The organism is Streptomyces sp. NPDC052687, assembly GCF_040678395.1.
Lineage (GTDB): Bacteria > Actinomycetota > Actinomycetes > Streptomycetales > Streptomycetaceae > Streptomyces.
Genome location: NZ_JBFATR010000035.1, coordinates 32,200 through 53,861 on the forward strand (window position 1 = coordinate 32,200; position 21,662 = coordinate 53,861).

The 21,662-nt window shown below is 70.6% G+C and carries 19 protein-coding genes; all 19 read left to right on the forward strand.

All coding sequences use genetic code 11. The annotated features are described in order from the left end of the window. The first annotated feature begins 118 nt into the window (after window positions 1-118). The 19 genes from AB0K92_RS24310 (at window position 119) to atpA (ending at window position 21,649) form a co-directional block, all read left to right on the forward strand. On the forward strand, window positions 119-1,411 hold the full coding sequence (locus AB0K92_RS24310; protein WP_166002294.1) for a homoserine dehydrogenase: 1,293 nt from the start codon (window positions 119-121) through the stop codon (window positions 1,409-1,411). Window positions 1,412-1,417: 6 nt separating this feature from the next. After that, entirely contained in the window at window positions 1,418-2,476 is a 1,059-nt protein-coding gene (thrC, locus tag AB0K92_RS24315; RefSeq protein WP_166002295.1) for a threonine synthase, read from the forward strand. A 584-nt stretch (window positions 2,477-3,060) separates the two neighbouring features. Continuing rightward, window positions 3,061-4,056, forward strand: a complete 996-nt coding sequence (thrB, locus tag AB0K92_RS24320; protein ID WP_365926071.1) for a homoserine kinase — start codon at window positions 3,061-3,063, stop codon at window positions 4,054-4,056. A 422-nt stretch (window positions 4,057-4,478) separates the two neighbouring features. Continuing rightward, window positions 4,479-6,512 carry a transcription termination factor Rho gene (gene rho / locus AB0K92_RS24325; protein ID WP_365926073.1) on the forward strand — a complete coding sequence of 678 codons (2,034 nt, stop codon included), beginning with the start codon at window positions 4,479-4,481 and terminating at the stop codon, window positions 6,510-6,512. Between the two features lie 136 nt (window positions 6,513-6,648). Further along, window positions 6,649-8,469 carry a trypsin-like serine protease gene (locus AB0K92_RS24330; RefSeq protein WP_365926075.1) on the forward strand — a complete coding sequence of 607 codons (1,821 nt, stop codon included), beginning with the start codon at window positions 6,649-6,651 and terminating at the stop codon, window positions 8,467-8,469. Window positions 8,470-8,693: 224 nt separating this feature from the next. Next, window positions 8,694-9,830, forward strand: a complete 1,137-nt coding sequence (locus AB0K92_RS24335; protein ID WP_365926077.1) for an LCP family protein — start codon at window positions 8,694-8,696, stop codon at window positions 9,828-9,830. A 195-nt stretch (window positions 9,831-10,025) separates the two neighbouring features. Continuing rightward, window positions 10,026-10,250, forward strand: coding sequence for a 50S ribosomal protein L31 (gene rpmE / locus AB0K92_RS24340; RefSeq protein WP_030944953.1), 225 nt, complete (start codon window positions 10,026-10,028; stop codon window positions 10,248-10,250). 107 nt (window positions 10,251-10,357) lie between these two features. Further along, window positions 10,358-11,425: a peptide chain release factor 1 gene (prfA, locus tag AB0K92_RS24345; RefSeq protein ID WP_166002299.1), complete on the forward strand. Its 1,068-nt coding sequence runs from the start codon at window positions 10,358-10,360 to the stop codon at window positions 11,423-11,425. A gap of 36 nt (window positions 11,426-11,461) precedes the next feature. Then, entirely contained in the window at window positions 11,462-12,307 is an 846-nt protein-coding gene (gene prmC, locus AB0K92_RS24350; protein WP_166002300.1) for a peptide chain release factor N(5)-glutamine methyltransferase, read from the forward strand. A gap of 51 nt (window positions 12,308-12,358) precedes the next feature. Then, on the forward strand, window positions 12,359-13,006 hold the full coding sequence (locus AB0K92_RS24355; RefSeq protein ID WP_365926079.1) for an L-threonylcarbamoyladenylate synthase: 648 nt from the start codon (window positions 12,359-12,361) through the stop codon (window positions 13,004-13,006). Next, entirely contained in the window at window positions 13,003-13,668 is a 666-nt protein-coding gene (locus AB0K92_RS24360) for a protein-tyrosine-phosphatase (RefSeq protein WP_166002302.1), read from the forward strand. Before AB0K92_RS24355 ends, AB0K92_RS24360 begins: the two co-directional genes overlap by 4 nt. A gap of 68 nt (window positions 13,669-13,736) precedes the next feature. Then, on the forward strand, window positions 13,737-14,975 hold the full coding sequence (gene glyA / locus AB0K92_RS24365) for a serine hydroxymethyltransferase (RefSeq protein WP_365926081.1): 1,239 nt from the start codon (window positions 13,737-13,739) through the stop codon (window positions 14,973-14,975). Between the two features lie 129 nt (window positions 14,976-15,104). After that, complete coding sequence (locus tag AB0K92_RS24370) at window positions 15,105-16,409, forward strand: MraY family glycosyltransferase (protein ID WP_365926083.1); 1,305 nt, start codon at window positions 15,105-15,107, stop codon at window positions 16,407-16,409. 286 nt (window positions 16,410-16,695) lie between these two features. Then, a complete protein-coding gene (locus tag AB0K92_RS24375; RefSeq protein WP_365926085.1) occupies window positions 16,696-17,133 on the forward strand; it encodes a hypothetical protein in 438 nt (145 codons plus the stop codon). A 225-nt stretch (window positions 17,134-17,358) separates the two neighbouring features. Continuing rightward, window positions 17,359-18,180, forward strand: coding sequence for a F0F1 ATP synthase subunit A (gene atpB, locus AB0K92_RS24380; RefSeq protein WP_365926087.1), 822 nt, complete (start codon window positions 17,359-17,361; stop codon window positions 18,178-18,180). A gap of 76 nt (window positions 18,181-18,256) precedes the next feature. Further along, on the forward strand, window positions 18,257-18,493 hold the full coding sequence (atpE, locus tag AB0K92_RS24385; protein ID WP_093768138.1) for an ATP synthase F0 subunit C: 237 nt from the start codon (window positions 18,257-18,259) through the stop codon (window positions 18,491-18,493). Window positions 18,494-18,534: 41 nt separating this feature from the next. Next, the gene (locus tag AB0K92_RS24390; RefSeq protein WP_365926089.1) at window positions 18,535-19,083 is read left to right on the forward strand and encodes a F0F1 ATP synthase subunit B; all 549 of its coding nucleotides are present in this window, start codon (window positions 18,535-18,537) and stop codon (window positions 19,081-19,083) included. Further along, window positions 19,080-19,895 (forward strand): F0F1 ATP synthase subunit delta, encoded by an 816-nt coding sequence (locus AB0K92_RS24395; protein WP_365926091.1) that lies wholly within the window; start codon window positions 19,080-19,082, stop codon window positions 19,893-19,895. Before AB0K92_RS24390 ends, AB0K92_RS24395 begins: the two co-directional genes overlap by 4 nt. A gap of 146 nt (window positions 19,896-20,041) precedes the next feature. Further along, window positions 20,042-21,649, forward strand: coding sequence for a F0F1 ATP synthase subunit alpha (atpA, locus tag AB0K92_RS24400; protein WP_365926093.1), 1,608 nt, complete (start codon window positions 20,042-20,044; stop codon window positions 21,647-21,649). Window positions 21,650-21,662 lie beyond the last annotated feature (13 nt).

Sequence of the window (21,662 nt, forward strand, 5' to 3'; positions counted from 1 at the left end):
CTGTCCGGCGCCCCTGCGAAAATGAAATAGACGTCTCACGATCCGGACCGGTGGCAGAAACTGCGGTCCGGTGAGTGAGACTGGTGCAACCGAAGACGGTATGAGGAAACGAGGTCGGATGATGCGTACGCGTCCGCTGAAGGTGGCGCTGCTGGGCTGTGGAGTGGTCGGCTCAGAGGTGGCGCGCATCATGACGACGCACGCCGACGACCTCGCCGCCCGCATCGGCGCACCGGTCGAGCTGGCCGGCGTGGCCGTGCGCCGGCCCGACCGGGTCCGTGAGGGCATCGACCCCACCCTCGTCACCACCGACGCGACCGCCCTGGTCAAACGCGGGGACATCGACGTCGTGGTCGAGGTCATCGGCGGTATCGAGCCCGCCCGCACCCTCATCGGCACCGCCTTCGAGCACGGCGCGTCCGTCGTCTCCGCCAACAAGGCCCTGCTCGCCCAGGACGGCGCCGCCCTGCACGCCGCCGCCGAGGAGCACGGCCGGGACCTCTACTACGAGGCCGCCGTCGCCGGCGCCATCCCGCTGATCCGGCCGCTGCGCGAGTCGCTCGCCGGCGACAAGATCAACCGGGTGATGGGCATCGTCAACGGCACGACGAACTTCATCCTCGACAAGATGGACTCCACCGGCGCCGGTTACCAGGAGGCGCTCGACGAGGCCACCGCGCTCGGGTACGCCGAGGCCGACCCGACCGCCGACGTCGAGGGCTTTGACGCCGCCGCCAAGGCCGCGATCCTCGCCGGCATCGCCTTCCACACCCGGGTCCGCCTCGACGACGTCTACCGCGAGGGCATGACCGAGGTGACCGCGGCGGACTTCGCCTCCGCCAAGGAGATGGGCTGCACCATCAAGCTGCTCGCCATCTGCGAGCGGGCCGCCGACGGGGAGTCCGTCACCGCGCGCGTGCACCCGGCGATGATCCCGCTGACCCACCCGCTCGCCTCCGTGCGCGGCGCGTACAACGCCGTGTTCGTCGAGTCCGACGCCGCCGGGCAGCTCATGTTCTACGGCCCCGGCGCGGGCGGCGCGCCCACCGCCTCCGCGGTCCTCGGCGACCTCGTCGCGGTCTGCCGCAACCGGCTCAGCGGCACCACCGGCCCCGGCGAGTCCGCGTACGCGGCGCTGCCCGTCTCGCCCATGGGCGAGGTCGTCACCCGGTACCACATCAGCCTCGACGTGGCCGACAAACCGGGCGTGCTCGCCCAGGTCGCGACGGTCTTCGCCGAGCACGGTGTCTCGATCGACACCGTCCGCCAGCAGGGCAAGGACGGAGAGGCCTCCCTCGTCGTCGTCACCCACCGCGCGTCCGACGCCGCCCTCACCGGGACCGTCGAGGCGCTGCGCAAGCTCGACACCGTGCGCGGTGTCGCCAGCATCATGCGGGTTGAAGGAGAGTAACCAGCAATGACCCACCAGTGGCGCGGAATCATCGAGGAGTACCGGGACCGGCTGCCGGTATCCGACACCACGCCGGTCGTGACGCTCCGCGAGGGCGGCACGCCCCTCGTGCCCGCGCAGGTGCTCTCCGAGCGCACGGGCTGCGAGGTCCACCTCAAGGTGGAGGGCGCGAACCCGACCGGGTCCTTCAAGGACCGCGGCATGACCATGGCCATCTCCAAGGCCAAGGAGGAGGGCGCGAAGGCCGTCATCTGCGCCTCCACCGGCAACACCTCCGCGAGCGCCGCCGCGTACGGCGTGCGCGCCGGCATGGTGTCGGCCGTGCTCGTCCCGCAGGGCAAGATCGCGCTCGGCAAGATGGGCCAGGCCCTCGTGCACGGCGCGAAGATCCTCCAGGTCGACGGCAACTTCGACGACTGTCTGACGCTGGCCCGCGCGCTCAGCGACAACTACCCGGTCGCGCTGGTCAATTCGGTCAACCCGGTGCGTATCGAGGGTCAGAAGACCGCCGCGTTCGAGATCGTGGACATGCTCGGCGACGCGCCCGACATCCACGTCCTGCCGGTCGGCAACGCGGGCAACATCACGGCCTACTGGAAGGGCTACAAGGAGTACGCCGCCGACGGCGTGTCGTCCCGTACGCCCCGGATGTGGGGGTTCCAGGCCTCCGGCTCCGCGCCCATCGTGCGCGGCGAGGTCGTCAAGGACCCGTCGACCATCGCCACCGCCATCCGGATCGGCAACCCCGCCTCCTGGCAGCACGCGCTGGCCGCCCGCGACGAGTCCGGCGGCCTCATCGACGAGGTGACGGACCGTGAGATCCTGCGCGCCTACCGCCTGTTGGCCGCGCAGGAGGGCGTCTTCGTGGAGCCCGCCTCCGCCGCCTCGGTGGCCGGTCTGCTCAAGGCCGCCGAGCAGGGCAAGGTCGACCCGGGCCAGCGGATCGTCTGCACCGTCACCGGCAACGGCCTGAAGGACCCCGACTGGGCCGTCGCCGGCGCCCCGCAGCCGGTCACCGTCCCGGTCGACGCGGCGACGGCGGCGGAGCGGCTCGGCCTGGTGTGAGCGCCGGGGTGCCCGGATGTGCTGTGGCCGGGTCTGGTGTGGCCGGCTTTGTTGCGGCAGGGTCTGTTGCGGCCGTGTCCGACGCGTCCTGATCGGGCGCGCCGGGACCTGGTGCGGCCCGATCCGGCCGCCCGGACCTGGTGGGTGGGGCCGGACCTGATGGGCTCGGGTCCGGTGCTCCGGGACCTGATGTGCTCGGGTCCGGTACGCCCGGATCCAGCGCGGCGGCACCCCGTCCACTCGACGCCGGCGCGTCCGACGCCGGCCCGCCCGGCGCCCTGGCGGCCGGCCGCGTGCCGGTGTCATCAGCGCCACGTCAGGCGTAAGACGGCGCTCGGCCGGGAAACGTCCCTGACGGAGGGTGCACAGGGGGCTTGCGACACGCATCGTGCGCCTCCTGTGCGCCCTATGTCGCCACAGAACCTTCCTTCGATAGGCTGTACCGAACCCGCCCGCCGCATATGCCGCGGTGCCGCGCCGTCTTCGTGATCAGCGGCCCCGCCGGTGGCCCCCAGCGGCCCCTGGGTTTCGTACGTCATCGAGTGTCTTCGACCATCACGCAGCTCAAGGAGAGTCAACGAGCGATGGCCGGTCCAGCGTTCCGCGCCGCCGCCGTCCGGGTGCGCGTCCCCGCCACCAGCGCCAATCTGGGCCCGGGCTTCGACGCCCTCGGCCTCGCGCTGGGTCTGTACGACGACGTGGTCGTCCGGGTGGCCGACTCCGGGCTGCACATCGACATCGCGGGCGAGGGAAGCGAGACACTTCCCCGCGACGAGCGGCATTTGCTCGTCCGCTCCCTGCGCGCCGCCTTCGACGTCCTCGGCGGACAGCCGCGCGGCCTTGAGATCGTCTGCGCGAACCGCATCCCGCACGGCCGCGGCCTCGGCTCCTCCTCCGCCGCCATCTGCGCCGGCATCGTCGCGGCGCGCGCCGTGACCATAGGCGGCGAGGCCCGTCTCGACGACGCGGCGCTGCTGGAACTGGCCACCGAGATCGAGGGCCACCCCGACAACGTCGCGGCCTGTCTGCTCGGCGGCTTCACCCTCTCCTGGATGGAGAACGGCGCCGCCCGGGCCATCAGGACGCACCCTGCGGATTCCATCGTTCCGGTGGTTTTCGTGCCCGGGAAGCCGGTCCTGACCGAGACCGCGCGCGGCCTGCTCCCGCGTACCGTGCCGCACGTCGACGCCGCCGCCAACGCCGGCCGCGCCGCGCTGCTCGTCGAGGCCCTGACCAGGCGGCCCGAGCTGCTGCTGCCCGCCACCGAGGACCGGCTGCACCAGGAGTACCGCGCCCCCGCCATGCCGGAGAGCGCCGCGCTGGTGGACCGGCTGCGGGCCGACGGCATCCCCGCCGTGATCTCCGGCGCCGGACCGACCGTGATGGCCCTCGCCGACGCCGAGACGGCCGACAAGGTGGAAGCGCTGGCCGGCGCGGACTGGGCGGCGAACCGGCTGGCCCTCGACCTGCACGGAGCCAGCGTGCTGCCGCTGGCCACCGGCGGCGCGAACGGCGGCACCGGCGGCGACACCAACGGCGGCGCGAACGGCGGCACCCATAGCGCTGACGTCGCGGACTGACAGCGGATCGAAAAGAGCGGGCGATTGCCGGATGTGGAGAGGGGGAATGTTTGTTGGATCCGGTAGTGTTAACCTCAAGTCTGCACCCGACCCCACCATGGCGAGGTGCCTCGTGTCCCCGTCCGGGACAGACATTCTTCCGGGAGCCCCCCAAGTCGCACTGTGTCTCGTACCTCGTATGCGGGCAGTACGTCGTACGTCGACACTGAGCGGCCCGCCGGGCACGCTCCGGAACCGGTGCGACCACGCCACGTGACACCAGGTGCCACGGCTCGAGGAAGCGCCATCACCAGATATCTCTTCCGCCGCTTAGCAGGCGGACCACCGCCCCGGCACGGTTCACACAGCAAGGACCGAAGCCGGACAGCACAACCGGTCGCCGAGCCAGACAGGCCGACGTCCGCTCCAGGGAAGGACCCTTCGTGAGCGACACCACCGATCTGATGGGCGCACGTGTCGAGGAGACCGCTGCCGCGCCCGCCACGGACGCCTCCGCGCCTGCCACCGGTGCCGGCTCCCGGCGGCGCCGCGGTACCGGCCTCGAGGGCATGGTGCTGGCCGAGCTGCAGCAGGTCGCATCCGGCCTCGGCATCAGGGGCACCGCGCGGATGCGCAAGAGCCAGCTGATCGAGGTCATCAAGGAGGCGCAGGCCGCCGGGGGAGCCCCCGCCAAGGCCGAGACCGCCACCGAGACCAAGCCGAAGCGCCGCGCCACCTCCAAGGCCCGTACGGGTGAGGAATCCCCCGCGCCGAAGAAGGCGGAGAAGTCCGAGGCCCCGGCCGAGAAGGCCGTGGCCCAGCAGCAGATCGAGATCCCCGGCCAGCCGTCCCCCAAGGTCTCGGCTTCGCTCGACCAGGGCGGTGCCCCCACCGAGGACGCGCCGGCCGAGCGCCGTCGCCGTCGCGCCACCGCCGAGGCCGGCGCCCCCGAGACGATCGCCGCCGAGGCGAAGAACGAGCCGAAGGCCGACACGTCCGCGCAGCAGCAGTCGCAGCCGCAGCAGGGCGAGGCCCGGGGTGACGCCGGTGAGGGCGGCGAGGGCCGCCGTCGCGACCGCCGCGAGCGCGGCCGGGACCGTGACCGCGACCGCCGCAAGGGCGACGACCAGCAGGGGCAGGGCGGGCAGCGCCAGCAGCAGAACCAGCAGCAGGGCGGCGCCGGTCGCCAGGACCGCGACCGCGACCGCCAGCAGCGGGCCGATGAGGACGGGGACGACTTCGAGGGCGGCCGCCGCGGCCGTCGCGGCCGCTACCGCGACCGCCGGGGCCGTCGCGGGCGCGACGAGATCGCCTCCGAGCCGCAGATCGCCGAGGACGACGTCCTGATCCCCGTCGCGGGCATCCTGGACATCCTCGACAACTACGCCTTCATCCGTACGTCGGGCTACCTGCCGGGCCCGAACGACGTGTACGTCTCCCTGGCCCAGGTCCGCAGGAACGGCCTGCGCAAGGGTGACCACGTCACCGGTGCGGTCCGCCAGCCGAAGGAAGGCGAGCGGCGCGAGAAGTTCAACGCGCTGGTCCGCCTGGACTCGGTGAACGGCATGGCGCCCGAACACGGCCGCGGGCGGCCGGAGTTCAACAAGCTGACGCCGCTGTACCCGCAGGACCGGCTCCGTCTGGAGACCGACCCGGGCGTGCTCACCACCCGCATCATCGACCTCGTGTCGCCGATCGGTAAGGGCCAGCGTGGTCTGATCGTGGCCCCGCCGAAGACCGGCAAGACCATGATCATGCAGGCGATCGCCAACGCGATCACGCACAACAACCCCGAGTGCCACCTGATGGTCGTCCTCGTCGACGAGCGTCCGGAAGAGGTCACCGACATGCAGCGGTCGGTCAAGGGCGAGGTCATCTCCTCGACCTTCGACCGTCCGGCCGAGGACCACACCACGGTCGCCGAGCTGGCCATCGAGCGCGCCAAGCGCCTGGTGGAGCTGGGCCACGACGTGGTCGTGCTGCTCGACTCGATCACCCGTCTGGGCCGCGCCTACAACCTGGCCGCGCCCGCCTCCGGCCGCATCCTGTCCGGTGGTGTCGACTCGACCGCGCTGTACCCGCCGAAGCGGTTCTTCGGCGCGGCGCGCAACATCGAGGACGGCGGCTCGCTGACCATCCTCGCCACCGCCCTGGTGGACACCGGGTCCCGCATGGACGAGGTGATCTTCGAGGAGTTCAAGGGCACCGGCAACATGGAGCTCAAGCTCGACCGGAAGCTCGCCGACAAGCGCATCTTCCCGGCGGTGGACGTCGACGCGTCCGGCACCCGCAAGGAGGAGATCCTGCTCGGTGCCGAAGAGCTGGGCATCGTCTGGAAGCTGCGCCGGGTGCTGCACGCGCTCGACCAGCAGCAGGCGATCGAGCTGCTGCTCGACAAGATGAAGCAGACCAAGTCGAACGTCGAGTTCCTGATGCAGATCCAGAAGACGACGCCGGCTCCGGGCAACGGCGACTAGTCGCTCCCGGACGGTCCACTCCAGGCCGGTCCCCGTCACCTCGGTGACGGGGACCGGCCTTTCGGCGCTGAGAGGAGGGGGCGCACCAGCGCATCAGCCCGCCCCTTCTCACTCATGCACCCCTGGGGGGACCTTCTTGTCCACGACCACATCCGGCCGTGGCCGGCACCGACGCCGGATACGCATCGCCCTGCCCGTCACCGCGGCCGGTGCCGCCGCCGCTGTCGCCGCCGCCCTGCTGACCGGCTCCGCGGACGCGTCGGGCGAGCCGCCGCTGCCCGCCGTCCAGCCCGTCACCAGCGCCCCGCCGGCCGCCGAGCTGGAGCGCCGGGTCGCCACCGCCATCGCCGCCGACGGCACCGCGGGCGGGCGCCCGGGCATGCCGGCGGACGGTTCCGAACCCGCGGGGCCGACCGTCGACGCGATGATCATCGGCGGGACGACCACCACCCTCACCTCCGCGCCGTGGATGGCGCAGCTCTGGTACGGCGACGACCGGGACACCGAGGACACCTCGGACGACGTCGGCTTCTTCTGCGGCGGCGCGGTGGTCGCCCCGACGAAGATCCTCACCGCCGCGCACTGCGTCGCCGGGTACGACTGGAAGAACCACGGCTCGGTCATCACCGGCACCGCGCAGCTGCCGTCCGTCGACGACCAGGGCAACATCACCGACCTGCACGGCGGCAGCCGCAGCGGCGTCCGGCGGCAGTGGCACCACCCGTCGTACAGCCCGGTGACCATCGACGGTGACATCGCGGTCCTCACCCTGTCGTACGCGGTCGGCGCGACGCCGATCCGGATGACGACGTCCGGCGACACCGCCTCCTACGCCGCCGGGACCAGCGCAAAGGTCTACGGCTGGGGCCGGATCAGCTCCACGAACGACGAGATGGCGCCGACGCTGAAGACGGCCACGCTGCCCGTGCAGTCCGACACCACCTGCGCGGCCACCTACGGCTCCGGCTTCGTCAAGGGCCACATGGTGTGCGCGGGCAAGCCCGCCACCGGCGGCGACAGCGGCACCACCACCGCCTGCAACGGCGACTCCGGCGGCCCGCTGGTGGTCGGCGGCCGGATCATCGGCATCGTCTCCTGGGGCGTGCGGGACTGTGTCGAGAAGGGCGCCTACAGCGTCTTCACCAAGGTCAGCGCCTATGTCGGCGCCGCCCGTCCCCGCCTGGACGACACGAACATCAGCGGCGACCACAGGGCCGACCTGTGGGTGCGTGACGCCGCCACCGGAACCGGCTACTCCAGGAACTCCACCGGCACGGCGTTCGCGGCCCGCGAGAGCTGGGGCGACCGGTCCGCGGCCGACCTGGTCCTCCAGACGGACCTCGACCGCGACGGCTACCAGGACCTCGTCCACCGCCGCCGCGGCGACGGCGATGTCTTCTGGTCCCACTACGTGCGGTCGGCCAACTCCTGGACCACCCAGCGGCTCGCCGACGACTGGGCCACCCGCACCCGCATCGTCACCCCGGGCGACGTCACCGGCGACTACCTGCCCGACCTGCTCTCCGTCGACTCGGCCGGCGTCCTGTGGATCTACCCGGGCAAGGGCAACGGCTCCTTCGCCGCCCGCCTCCAGGCCGGCACCGGCTGGAACCAGTACGACTCCGTGCGCGGCCACGGCGACTTCACCGGCGACGGCAAGACCGACCTGATCGCCCGCGCCAGGAGCGGCGGCGACGTGTACCTGTACAAGGGCACCGGCAAGGCGGGCACAGCGGCCTTCTCCGGCCGGATCAAGGTGCGCACCTGGAGCAGCACGACGTACGACGCCTTCGACGCGGTCGGCGACGTCACCGGCGACGGCCGGGCCGACTTCCTGGCCCGCACACCCGGCGGCACGCTCTACCTCTACAAGGGCACCGGCAAGGCCACCAGCGAGATCTTCGCCACACGGATCTCGGTCGGCACCGGCTTCGGGCAGTACGACATCTTCGGCTGAACCCGCAGGTGAGCGGCGAGACCGACCGCTCGGTCCGGCTACGCACCGTGCCCGCCCGCCCGCCGGGCGGGCACAGTGCGTCATGCAACCCTGTGCCCGGTTTCCCCGTCTGACCCGACGGGGTGACGATGGAGCGGTAGGGGTTCGTACGGTTTCGTACGCCGTACGACCGAGTCCGGCCGCCGCAGCAGGGGGTAACCGCACCAGGAGAGCCGAGGGAGCACATGTCCGCCGCAAGCACGCCGGAGCCCGGCATACCGGGCGGCGCCGGCACCAGTGGCCCGCGCCGCCGGGCCGGAGGCCGTCGCCGCAAGCCCCGCGAGAAGCGCCACAAGGCGCTGCTGATCACGGCCTGGACCGCGGCGGGCATCGTCGTCCTCGGCGGCACCGGCCTCGGGTACGTCTACTTCACGCTCAACGGCAACCTCGACAGCGTCGACATCGACCAGGCACTCGGCACCGACCGCCCGGCCAAGGCCGACAACGGCTCGCAGAACATCCTGGTCCTCGGTTCGGACACCCGCTCCGGCGGCAACAGGAAGCTCGGCGGCGGCACCGACGACGGCAGCGCCCGCTCCGACACCGCGATGATCGTCCACGTCTACGAGGGCCACGAGAAGGCCGCCGTGGTCTCCCTCCCGCGCGACACCCTCATCGACCGGCCCGCCTGCGCCGACACCGACGGCCACACCTACCCGGCGGCCTCCCAGGTGATGTTCAACTCGGCGTACTCCACCGGCGGCGCGGCCTGCGCCGTCAAGACCGTCGAGTCGCTGACCGGCCTGCGCATGGACCACTACCTGGAGGTCGACTTCAGCGGCTTCCGAAGGCTCATCGACGAGCTGGGCGGCGTCGAGGTCACCACCACCCGGGACATCGAGGACCCCGACAGCCACCTGACCCTGAAGGCCGGCCCGCACCGGCTCGACGGCGAGCAGGCCCTCGGCCTGGTCCGCACCCGGCACGGCGTCGGCGACGGCTCCGACCTCGGCCGCATCCAGCTCCAGCAGGCGTTCCTCAAGGCCCTCCTCGACCAGGTCAAGGACATCGACCTGTTCGGCGACCCGAAGCGGCTCTACGACCTCGCCGACACCGCCACGAAGACCGTGACGACCGACTCCGGCCTCGGCTCGGTGAACGCCCTGATGTCCTTCGCGAGCGGCCTCAGGGGCATCGGCGCCTCCGACATGACGATGGTCACCATGCCGGTCGTCTACGACCCGGCGGACCCCAACCGCGTCCTGCTGGAGAAGGCCAAGGCCCAGCAGGTCTGGACGGCGCTGAAGAACGACCGGCCGATCCCGCGGTCGGCCACGAAGGGAACGGCCACAGGGGAAGCCGCGGGCGTGGTGCGTGACTGAGGGCGCGGGGCTGTGCCGATATGCGGCTCCGCCGCGTGGGCGCGGGAAACCCACCACGACCCGCGGGGAACAAACGACGGCCACCCCCGGTTTTGGGTGATGGCCCCAGTCCTGGCAGACTGGTACGTCGGCCCCGGTTCACGCTCCCGCAGCCCGCGGCAGCGACCCGGCGCCCTCCCGAAACTAGGAGACACCTTGAAGCGCGACATCCACCCCGAGTACGTCGAGACGCAGGTCAGCTGCACCTGCGGCGCGTCGTTCACCACCCGCAGCACCATCGCGTCCGGCACCATCCGGGCCGAAGTCTGCTCCGAGTGCCACCCGTTCTACACGGGCAAGCAGAAGATCCTCGACACCGGTGGCCGTGTGGCCCGCTTCGAGGCCCGCTTCGGCAAGGCTGCCGCCGGCTCCAAGAAGTAGCGAGCCCCTCTTCGCCGGTCCACGGTCACGCCCCCTCCCGCGGGCGTGCCGGGACCGGCGTTTTTGGTCGCCGCCCACTTCACCCCCGTACGACACAGGAGCCACAGATGTTCGAGGCCGTCGAGGAGCTCGTCGCCGAGCACGCCGACCTGGAGAAGAAGCTCGCGGACCCGTCGGTCCACGCCGACCAGGCCAACGCGCGCAAGCTCAACAAGCGCTATGCCGAGCTGACCCCGATCGTCGCCACGTACCGCTCCTGGAAGCAGACCGGCGACGACGTCGACACCGCCCGCGAGTTCGCCGCCGACGACCCCGACTTCGCCGCCGAGGTCAAGGAGCTGGAGAAGCAGCGCGAGGAGCTGACCGAGAAGCTGCGCCTGCTGCTCGTCCCGCGCGACCCCAGCGACGACAAGGACGTCATCCTGGAGATCAAGGCCGGCGCGGGCGGCGACGAGTCCGCGCTGTTCGCCGGCGACCTGCTGCGCATGTACCTGCGCTACGCCGAGCGCGTCGGCTGGAAGACCGAGATCATCGACGCCACCGAGTCCGAGCTGGGCGGCTACAAGGACGTCCAGGTCGCCATCAAGGCCCGCGGGCAGATCGAGCCCGGCCAGGGCGTGTGGGCGCGGATGAAGTACGAGGGCGGCGTGCACCGGGTGCAGCGCGTGCCCGCGACCGAGTCCCAGGGCCGTATCCACACCTCCGCGGCCGGTGTCCTCGTGACCCCGGAGGCCGAGGAGGTCGACGTCGAGATCAACCCGAACGACCTGCGCATCGACGTCTACCGCTCCTCCGGACCGGGCGGCCAGTCGGTCAACACCACCGACTCCGCCGTGCGCATCACGCACATCCCGACCGGAGTCGTCGCCTCCTGCCAGAACGAGAAGAGCCAGCTCCAGAACAAGGAGCAGGCACTGCGTATCCTGCGCTCCAGGCTGCTCGCCATGGCACAGGAGGAGGCGGAGCGGGAGGCCGCGGACGCCCGCCGCAGCCAGGTCCGCACCGTCGACCGCTCCGAGAAGATCCGCACCTACAACTTCCCGGAGAACCGCATCTCGGACCACCGCGTCGGCTTCAAGGCCTACAACCTCGACCAGGTCCTGGACGGCGACCTCGACGCGGTGATCCAGGCCTGTGTCGACGCCGACTCGGCCGCCAAGCTCGCAGCCGCGTAAGGCGCGTACGAGCAAGTACCCACACGGAGGACGAGCGTGAACCTGCTGCTCGCGGAGGTGGCCCAGGCCACCCAGCGGCTGGCCGACGCCGGCGTGCCCTCGCCGCGCACCGACGCGGAGGAGCTCGCCGCGTTCGTGCACGGCGTGAAGCGGGGCGAGTTGCACTCCGTGAAGGACGCCGACTTCGACGCCCGCTACTGGGAGGTCGTCGCGCGCCGGGAACAGCGCGAGCCGCTCCAGCACATCACCGGCCGCGCCTTCTTCCGGTACCTGGAACTCCAGGTCGGCCCCGGCGTGTTCGTGCCGCGGCCGGAGACGGAGTCGGTCGTCGGCTGGGCCATAGACGCCGTACGCGCCATGGACGTCGTCGAGCCGTGCATCGTCGACCTGTGCACCGGCTCCGGCGCCATCGCGCTCGCCCTCGCCCAGGAGGTGCCGCGCTCGCGGGTGCACGCCGTGGAGCTGAGCGAGGACGCGCTGGTGTGGACCCGCAAGAACATGGAGGGCTCCCGCGTCGACCTGCGCCAGGGCGACGCGCTCACCGCCTTCCCCGACCTCGACGGACAGGTCGACCTGGTCATCTCCAACCCGCCGTACATCCCGCTCACCGAGTGGGAGTACGTCGCCCCGGAGGCGAGGGACTACGACCCCGAGATGGCCCTGTTCTCCGGCGAGGACGGCCTCGACCTGATCCGCGGTCTGGAACGCACCGCGCACCGGCTGCTGCGCCCCGGCGGCGTCGTCGTGATCGAGCACGCCGACACCCAGGGCGGCCAGGTGCCGTGGATCTTCACCGAGGAACGCGGGTGGGCCGACGCGGCCGACCACCCCGACCTCAACAACCGCCCCCGCTTCGCCACCGCCCGCAAGGCACTGCCGTGAGCACCACCCCGAAACTCTCCCTGAAGCACGTGTACGAGGAGGCCCGCTGATATGGCACGGCGATACGACACCAACGACGCGACCGACCGCGTGACCGGTCTGCGTGAGGCCGCGTCCGCCGTCCGCCGTGGCGAGCTGGTGGTCCTCCCGACCGACACGGTGTACGGCATCGGCGCCGACGCGTTCTCCAAGGAGGCCGTCGGCGACCTGCTGGAGGCCAAGGGCCGGGGCCGCAACATGCCCACCCCCGTGCTCATCGGCTCCCCGAACACCCTGCACGGCCTCGTCACGGACTTCTCCGAGCAGGCCTGGGAGCTGGTCGACGCGTTCTGGCCGGGCGCGCTCACGCTGGTCGCCAGGCACCAGCCGTCGCTCCAGTGGGACCTGGGCGACGCCCACGGCACGGTCGCCGTGCGGATGCCGCTGCACCCGGTCGCCATCGAGCTGCTGACCGAGGTCGGCCCCATGGCGGTCTCCTCCGCCAACCTCACCGGGCACCCGGCGCCGGAGGACTGCGACGCGGCCCAGGCGATGCTCGGCGACTCCGTCTCCGTCTACCTCGACGGCGGCCCCACCCCCGCCAACGTGCCGTCCTCCATCGTCGACGTCACCCGCGAGGTGCCGGTGCTGCTGCGCCAGGGCGCGCTGTCGGTGGACGAGCTGCGGAAGGTCGTACCCGACCTCGAGGTGGCGAATTGACAGCCCCTGAAGCGGGGCGTGGCATAGGCAGCGGGGAAGAGACGACGACCTTCGGCTTCCCGAGGGACACCTTCCGCATCCTCCACGTCAGCACCGGCAATGTGTGCCGCTCGCCGATCACCGAGCGGCTGACCCGGCACTTCGTGTCGCAGCGGCTCGGGGTGCTGGGCGGCGGGCTGATCGTGGAGAGCGCCGGCACCTGGGGCCACGAGGGCGCGCCCATGGAGGCCAACGCGGAGACCGTGCTGGCCGAGTTCGGCGCGGACGCCTCCGGGTTCGTCGGCCGCGAGCTGCTCGACGAGCACGTCATCATGGCCGACCTCGTCCTCACCGCCACCCGCGACCACCGTGCCCAGGTCATCTCCATGGGCCACTCCGCGGGCCTGCGCACCTTCACCCTCAAGGAGTTCACCCGCCTGGTGAAGGCCATCGATCCGGCCACCCTGCCGCCGCTGGAGGACGGCGTGGTCATGCGCGCCCGCGCCCTGGTGCGTGCCGCCGCGGCCCTGCGCGGCTGGCTCCTGGCCCCGACGGCCGAGGCGGACGAGGTGTACGACCCCTACGGCGCCCCCCTGACGTTCTTCCGCTCGGTGGGCGACGAGATACACCAGGCGCTGGACCCGGTGGTGACGGCGCTGACCGGAGTACCCGCGCGGACCTGACCGCGGGGCGGGACGGGCGCGGTGGGCCTACATTGGTCGTACGTCAGCGTCGACGACCGGAGCCCACCATGACGGTCATCCCTGCCCCAGAGACCGACGTCCTGCGCGCACAGGACCCCGAGCTGGCCGAGGTGCTGCTCGGGGAGCTGGACCGGCAGTCGACGACGCTCCAGCTGATCGCCGCGGAGAACTTCTCCTCGCCCGCCGTGCTGGCGGCGCTCGGCTCGCCGCTGGCCAACAAGTACGCGGAGGGGTATCCGGGCACCCGGTACCACGGGGGCTGCGAGTTCGTCGACGTGGCCGAGCGGATCGCCGTCGACCGGGCGAAGGCGCTGTTCGGGGCCGAGCACGCCAATGTGCAGGCCCACTCCGGGTCCTCCGCCGTGCTCGCCGCGTACGCCGCGCTGCTGCGCCCCGGCGACACCGTGCTCGCCCTCGGACTGCCGTACGGCGGCCACCTCACGCACGGTTCGCCCGCCAACTTCTCCGGCCGCTGGTTCGACTTCGCCGGCTACGGCGTCGACGGCGAGACGGGGCTCGTCGACTACGAGCAGGTGCGCGCCCTGGCCCGCTCCCACCGGCCCAAGGCGATCGTGTGCGGGTCCATCGCCTATCCCCGGCATCTCGACTACGCCCTCTTCCGTGAGATCGCCGACGAGGTCGGGGCGTATCTCATCGCCGACGCCGCGCACCCCATGGGCCTGGTCGCCGGGGGAGCGGCGCCGAATCCGGTGCCGTACGCCGACATCGTGTGCGCCACCACCCACAAGGTGCTGCGCGGCCCGCGCGGCGGGATGATCCTGTGCGGCGGCGAACTGGCCGAGCGCGTCGACCGGGCGGTCTTCCCGTTCACCCAGGGCGGCGCCCAGATGCACACCATCGCCGCGAAGGCGGTCGCCTTCGGCGAGGCGGCGACACCGGCGTTCACCGCGTACACCCATCAGGTGGTCGTCAATGCGAGGGTTCTCGCCCACGCGCTGGCCGCCCAGGGCCTGGTGATCACCACCGGCGGCACGGACACCCACCTGATCACCGCCGACCCCGCCCCGCTCGGCGTGGACGGCCGCACCGCCCGCGGCCTGCTCGCCGCGGCGGGGGTGAACCTGGACTGCTGCGCCCTGCCCCACGGCGACGTCCGCGGCCTGCGCCTGGGCACGGCCGCCGTGACCACCCAGGGCATGCGCGAGGCGGAGATGGACCGGATCGCCGCCCTGATGGGCACCGCGCTGCGCGCGCCCGCGCGGGCCGCGGCGGTGCGTGAGGAAGTGCGGGAGCTGACGGGCCGATTTCCGCCGTATCCGCACTGAGCGGGGGCCGGCGCTCTTCGTCGCACAGCCTGTCGTGCAACCATCGTCGCCACCCGTAAGTCCCCACACATATGCGTGCCTCGCTAGGGTGTGGGGCTGAGATGGCCAGCGAGACCTGTGGGGAAGCCCGTGCGTGAATACCTGCTGACGCTCTGCATCACGGCCGCGGTGACGTACCTGCTGACAGGGCCGGTGCGGAAGTTCGCGATCGTGGCCGGAGCGATGCCGGAGATCCGGGCCCGGGACGTGCACCGGGAACCGACTCCGCGGCTCGGCGGTATCGCCATGTTCTTCGGACTGTGCGCCGGCCTGCTGGTCGCCGACCACCTGACCAATCTCAACCAGGTCTTCGAGAAGTCCAACGAACCCCGCGCGCTGCTCTCGGGTGCCGCCCTGATCTGGCTGATCGGCGTCCTGGACGACAAGTTCGAGATCGACGCCCTGATCAAGCTGGGCGGCCAGATGATCGCCGCGGGCGTGATGGTCATGCAGGGTCTGACGATCCTGTGGCTGCCGGTGCCGGGCGTCGGCACGGTCGCGCTCACCCAGTGGCAGGGCACGCTCCTGACCGTCGCCCTGGTCGTCATCACCATCAACGCGGTCAACTTCGTCGACGGACTCGACGGCCTCGCGGCCGGCATGGTCTGCATCGCGTCCGCCGCGTTCTTCATGTACGCCTACCGCATCTGGTACTCGTACGGCATCGAGGCCGCCGCCCCCGCCACCCTGTTCGCGGCGATCCTGATGGGCATGTGCCTGGGCTTCCTGCCGCACAACATGCACCCCGCCCGGATCTTCATGGGCGACTCGGGCTCCATGCTGATCGGCCTGGTGCTGGCGGCCGGCGCGATCTCCGTCACCGGGCAGGTCGACCCCGACGTCATGAACCTGTTCTCCGGTTCCGAGCGCAACACCGTGCACCAGACGGTCCCCGTCTACATCCCGCTGCTGCTGCCGCTGACCATCATCGCCATCCCGGCCGCCGACCTGATCCTGGCGATCGTGCGCCGCACCTGGCGCGGCCAGTCGCCGTTCGCCGCGGACCGCGGGCACCTGCACCACCGGCTGCTGGAGATCGGCCACTCGCACAGCCGCGCGGTGCTGATCATGTACTTCTGGTCGGCGCTGATCGCCTTCGGCGCCCTGGCGTACTCCGTCAACAGTGCGTCCATGTGGATTGTGCTGGGCGTCGTGGTACTGAGCGCGATCGGTCTCGTCCTGCTGCTCCTGCCGCGCTTCACCCCGCGCGCCCCCGTCTGGGCCGAGCGCTTCGTGCCGCCGCGCTACCGGCGCCGCAAGACGGTCGTCGCCGCCTCACAGCCGCCGCTCACCGACGGGCCGGCCGAGCAGGAGCCGCGCACGCCCGTGGCCGCCGGGGTCTCCGGGGTCAACGGCGCGACGGCCGTCGGCCCCCGATCGCGGCTGTCAAGGTAAGAATCTGACTAGAGCATTGCCAACTCATGGGGGAACGAACCGCCCCAATACCAGACAAGTGGGCGCGCTTTTTGCACAGACGCGCAGGGTCACTCTCATGTGTGACAGCCAGCACACCCAGCAGGTAAAGACCTCATCAAATAGTTTGTGATACCGTTCACGAGAACCCCGGACAGAGCCGAAGGGCCGTAGTGCGACGGTCTTTTCGCGTGAGGTTCTCACTCACCCCGGGACTACGCTCGTCCATGACGACACCCCTGCCCCCTGTGAAAGCGGAGTTGCCGCCATGCCGTCCAACGACGTCCGGAACCTTGTGCAGTGTGCCGTGCCCACGGCCGCTGCCGGTGTGGTCGCCGTCGCCGTCAGCGGTGGAGTGGCCGGCGGCAAGGGTGCGCTGGGAGCCGCCGTCGGCGCGGTGCTGGCCATCCTGTTCATGGGGATCGGCCTCTACGTCCTGCAGTGGACGGCAAAAACGCTCCCGCAGCTGTTCCAGGCCATGGGGCTGATGCTCTATGTCGCTCAGCTCCTGCTGCTTCTGATCTTCGTCGCCCTCTTCAAGGACACCTCTCTCTTCAACGCCAAGGCGTTCGCGATCTCCCTGGTCGTCGCCACCGTCGTATGGATGGCGGCGCAGGCCCGCGCGTACATGAAGGCCAAGATCTTCTACGTCGATCCCGACTCCGCGAAGAGTGAGAAGCCCGAGAAGACGGGGCCGCCGTCGTGAGGGGTAGGGGCGGGATAAAGAGCAGTGGGAACTCCTGCTATCGTCCGGTGCCAACTGCGGCATCGCGGGCGCGGGCATCTGAGCTGACGCCTGTTCGATCGCGAGGCTCGATGCCCCTCAGCCGCCCCCACATCCGTAACACCAGTCCGGTGCCGATCCGCGGCTGCGCGCCGCGCCGACACAACGAGGTTGCCGAACCCATGCGTCACGTCGAAGGAGCCCGCGGTGAGTGCTGACCAGACCCAGCTCGCCTCATTCAGCTGGGATTGCCGCATCCTGTCCGACAACGGATGTGGTTTTCCGGCCCCTGGCCTGCACTCGTTCCTCTTCAAGCCGATCGCCACGGTCGGCGGGTTCGAGTTCAACAAGGTGATGCTGCTCGCGCTCATCACCACCGTCCTCGTCATCGGCTTCTTCTGGGCCGCCTTCGGCAAGGCCAAGGTGGTCCCCGGCAAGCTCCAGATGATCGGCGAGGCCGGCTACGACTTCGTGCGCCGCGGCATCGTCTACGAGACGCTCGGCAAGCGTGAGGGCGAGAAGTACGTCCCCCTCATGGTCTCGCTGTTCTTCTTCATCTGGATCATGAACATCTGGTCCGTGATCCCGCTCGCGCAGTTCCCGGTGTCGTCGATCATCGCCTACCCCATGGTGCTGGCCGCGATCGTCTACATCACCTGGGTCGCGCTGACCTTCAAGCGGCACGGGTTCATCGGCTTCTTCAAGAACGTCACCGGCTACGACAAGTCGCTGGGCGCGGTGCTGCCGCTGGTCATGGTCATCGAGTTCTTCTCGAACCTCCTCGTCCGGCCGTTCACGCACGCGGTGCGACTCTTCGCCAACATGTTCGCCGGCCACCTGATGCTGGTCATGTTCACCGTCGCCTCCTGGTACCTGCTCAACGGCGTGATGATCCCGGCGGCCGGCGTCTCCTTCGTCATGACCGTCGTCATGATCCTCTTCGAGCTCTTCGTGCAGGCCGTCCAGGCGTACGTCTTCGTACTGCTGGCCTGCTCCTACATCCAGGGCGCTCTGGCCGAGCACCACTGAGACCGCCCGCCCCGCAAGCCCCCAACCGTCCGGTGGCCAACCCCCGCCGGTCCATGAAAGAGAAGGAAGAATCAGCATGGCTGCCACTGAGACCCTCGCCGCTGTCTCCGGTTCGCTCGGCTCCATCGGCTACGGCCTCGCCGCCATCGGCCCCGGCATCGGCGTCGGCATCATCTTCGGTAACGGCACCCAGGCCCTGGCCCGCCAGCCCGAGGCCGCCGGCCTGATCCGTGCCAACCAGATCCTGGGCTTCGCCTTCTGTGAGGCTCTCGCCCTCATCGGCATCGTTATGCCGTTCGTGTTCGGTAAGTGATCTCCCTTCCTTACTGACACGCATCGACGAAAGGCACTGATGTGATCGCCAACCTGGTGCAGCTGGCGGCCGAGGAAGAGCAGAGCCCGCTCATTCCTCCGGGCCCCGAGCTGCTCGTCGGCACCATCGCCTTCGCCATCGTGTTCTTCTTCTTCTGGAAGAAGCTGCTTCCGAACATCAACAAGGTTCTGGAGGAGCGCCGCGCGGCGATCGAAGGCGGTATCGAAGAGGCCGAGGCCATGAAGGTCGAGGCCCAGAGCGTCCTTGAGCAGTACAAGGCCCAGCTCGCCGAGGCCCGGCACGAGGCCGCGCGTCTGCGCCAGGAGGCGCAGGAGCAGGGTGCCGTGCTCATCGCCGAGATGCGCGCGGAAGGCCAGCGGCAGCGCGAGGAGATCGTCGCCGCCGGTCACGCCCAGATCGAGGCCGACCGCAAGGCCGCCGCGTCCGCGCTGCGCCAGGACGTCGGCAAGCTGGCCACCGAGCTGGCCGGCAAGCTCGTCGGTGAGTCCCTCGAGGACCACGCCCGGCAGAGCCGCGTCATCGACCGCTTCCTCGACGAGCTCGAGGAGAAGGCCGAGGCGTCGCGATGAACGGAGCGAGCCGCGAGGCCCTGGCAGCCGCACGTGAGCGTCTCGACGCGCTGACGGACGCCACGTCCGTGAACGCCGCGCAGCTCGCCGACGAGCTGGCCGCGGTGACCGCGCTGCTCGACCGCGAGGTGTCGCTGCGCCGGGTCTTCACCGACCCGGCACAGGCCGGCGAGGCCAAGGCCCAGCTGGTCCAGCGGCTGCTCGGTGGCCAGGTCGGCGGCGAGACCGCGGACCTGCTGGCCGGCATGGTGCGCTCGCGCTGGTCGCAGTCCCGCGACCTGGTGGACGCGCTGGAGGAGCTGGCGAACACCGCCGACCTCACCGCCGCCCAGCAGGCGGGCACGCTCGACGACGTCGAGGACGAGCTGTTCCGGTTCGGCCGGATCGTCTCGGGCTCGACCGAGCTGCGCGCCGCGCTGACCGACCGCAAGGCCACCACGGCGGCCAAGAGCGAGCTGCTGCGCAGCCTGCTCGGCGGCCGGGCCAAGGCCACCACGGAGCGTCTGGTGACGCGCCTCGTGACCGCGCCGCGGGGACGTAGCCTGGAAGCGGGACTGGAGTCCCTGTCCAAGCTCGCCGCCGAGCGCCGGGACCGCATGGTCGCCGTCGTCACCTCGGCGGTGCCGCTGAGCGACCCGCAGAAGCAGCGCCTGGGCGACGCCCTCGCGAAGCTCTACGGCCGCCGGATGCACCTCAACCTCGACGTGGACCCGGCGGTCCTCGGCGGGATCCGGGTGCAGGTCGGTGACGAGGTCATCAACGGCTCTGTCGCGGACCGCATCGAGGACGCGCAGCGCCGGCTCGCCGGCTGACGCCACGCGGCAGCGGCGGCAACTGAACACGCAGTACTTACTTACGGCCCTGGTTGGGCCGTGCAGAGGATTCACCTCCTGTTGGGGGGAGTCCCCATCCCCCCAAAGTGAAACTTCGGGCCCAACAAGGAGAGCAGGGAACCCAGATGGCGGAGCTCACGATCCGGCCGGAGGAGATCCGGGACGCGCTGGAGAACTTTGTCCAGTCGTACAAGCCGGACGCGGCCTCGCGCGAGGAGGTCGGTACGGTCACCCTTGCCGGCGACGGCATCGCGAAGGTCGAGGGTCTCCCCTCGGCCATGGCCAACGAACTGCTGAAGTTCGAGGACGGCACCCTCGGCCTCGCGCTCAACCTGGAAGAGCGCGAGATCGGCGCCATCGTCCTCGGTGAGTTCAGCGGCATCGAGGAGGGTCAGCCGGTCACGCGCACCGGCGAGGTCCTCTCCGTCGCGGTGGGCGAGGGCTACCTCGGCCGCGTCGTCGACCCGCTCGGCAACCCGATCGACGGCCTCGGCGAGATCGAGACGTCCGGCCGCCGCGCCCTCGAGCTGCAGGCCCCCACGGTCATGCAGCGCAAGTCGGTGCACGAGCCGATGGAGACCGGCTACAAGGCCGTCGACGCGATGACCCCGATCGGCCGTGGTCAGCGTCAGCTGATCATCGGCGACCGCCAGACCGGCAAGACCGCCCTGGCCGTCGACACGATCATCAACCAGCGCGACAACTGGCGCACCGGCGACCCGAAGAAGCAGGTCCGCTGCATCTACGTCGCCATCGGCCAGAAGGGCTCCACCATCGCGTCGGTCCGCCGCGCGCTGGAGGAGAACGGCGCGCTGGAGTACACGACCATCGTCGCCGCCCCGGCGTCCGACCCGGCCGGCTTCAAGTACCTCGCCCCCTACACCGGCTCGGCCATCGGCCAGCAGTGGATGTACGAGGGCAAGCACGTCCTGATCATCTTCGACGACCTGTCGAAGCAGGCCGACGCCTACCGCGCCGTGTCCCTGCTGCTGCGCCGTCCGCCGGGCCGTGAGGCCTACCCGGGCGACGTCTTCTACCTGCACTCCCGCCTGCTGGAGCGCTGCGCCAAGCTCTCCGACGAGATGGGTGCCGGCTCGATGACCGGTCTGCCGATCGTCGAGACGAAGGCCAACGACGTCTCGGCGTTCATCCCGACCAACGTCATCTCCATCACCGACGGCCAGTGCTTCCTGGAGTCGGACCTGTTCAACGCCGGTCAGCGCCCCGCGCTGAACGTCGGTATCTCCGTCTCCCGAGTCGGTGGTTCCGCGCAGCACAAGGCGATGAAGCAGGTCTCCGGCCGACTGCGCGTGGACCTCGCCCAGTTCCGTGAGCTGGAGGCGTTCGCCGCCTTCGGTTCCGACCTGGACGCGGCCTCGAAGGCCCAGCTGGAGCGCGGTCAGCGCATGGTCGAGCTGCTGAAGCAGGACCAGTACCAGCCGATGTCCACCGAGGACCAGGTCGTGTCCGTGTGGGCCGGTACCACCGGCAAGATGGACGACGTGCCGGTCGCGGACATCCGCCGCTTCGAGAAGGAGCTGCTGGAGTACCTGCACCGCCAGGAGCAGGGCCTCATGACCTCCATCAAGGAGGGCGGCAAGATGTCGGACGACACGCTCCAGGCCATCGCCGACGCCATCGCGGAGTTCAAGAAGCAGTTCGAGACCTCGGACGGCAAGCTGCTCGGCGAGGACGCTCCGGCGGCCCCGAAGGCGACCAGCGCCTCCAAGTGACGTAAGGAAGGGA

Bases quoted from the DNA above. Each gene is read 5' to 3' on its own strand.
- thrB (WP_365926071.1), top strand. From the start codon at position 3,061: ATGGCCGGTCCAGCGTTCCGCGCCGCCGCCGTCCGGGTGCGCGTCCCC.
- AB0K92_RS24310 (WP_166002294.1), top strand. From the start codon at position 119: ATGATGCGTACGCGTCCGCTGAAGGTGGCGCTGCTGGGCTGTGGAGTG.
- AB0K92_RS24355 (WP_365926079.1), top strand. From the start codon at position 12,359: ATGGCACGGCGATACGACACCAACGACGCGACCGACCGCGTGACCGGT.
- AB0K92_RS24395 (WP_365926091.1), top strand. From the start codon at position 19,080: ATGAACGGAGCGAGCCGCGAGGCCCTGGCAGCCGCACGTGAGCGTCTC.
- AB0K92_RS24375 (WP_365926085.1), top strand. From the start codon at position 16,696: ATGCCGTCCAACGACGTCCGGAACCTTGTGCAGTGTGCCGTGCCCACG.
- prfA (WP_166002299.1), top strand. From the start codon at position 10,358: ATGTTCGAGGCCGTCGAGGAGCTCGTCGCCGAGCACGCCGACCTGGAG.
- AB0K92_RS24335 (WP_365926077.1), top strand. From the start codon at position 8,694: ATGTCCGCCGCAAGCACGCCGGAGCCCGGCATACCGGGCGGCGCCGGC.
- thrC (WP_166002295.1), top strand. From the start codon at position 1,418: ATGACCCACCAGTGGCGCGGAATCATCGAGGAGTACCGGGACCGGCTG.
- atpE (WP_093768138.1), top strand. From the start codon at position 18,257: ATGGCTGCCACTGAGACCCTCGCCGCTGTCTCCGGTTCGCTCGGCTCC.
- atpA (WP_365926093.1), top strand. From the start codon at position 20,042: ATGGCGGAGCTCACGATCCGGCCGGAGGAGATCCGGGACGCGCTGGAG.
- glyA (WP_365926081.1), top strand. From the start codon at position 13,737: ATGACGGTCATCCCTGCCCCAGAGACCGACGTCCTGCGCGCACAGGAC.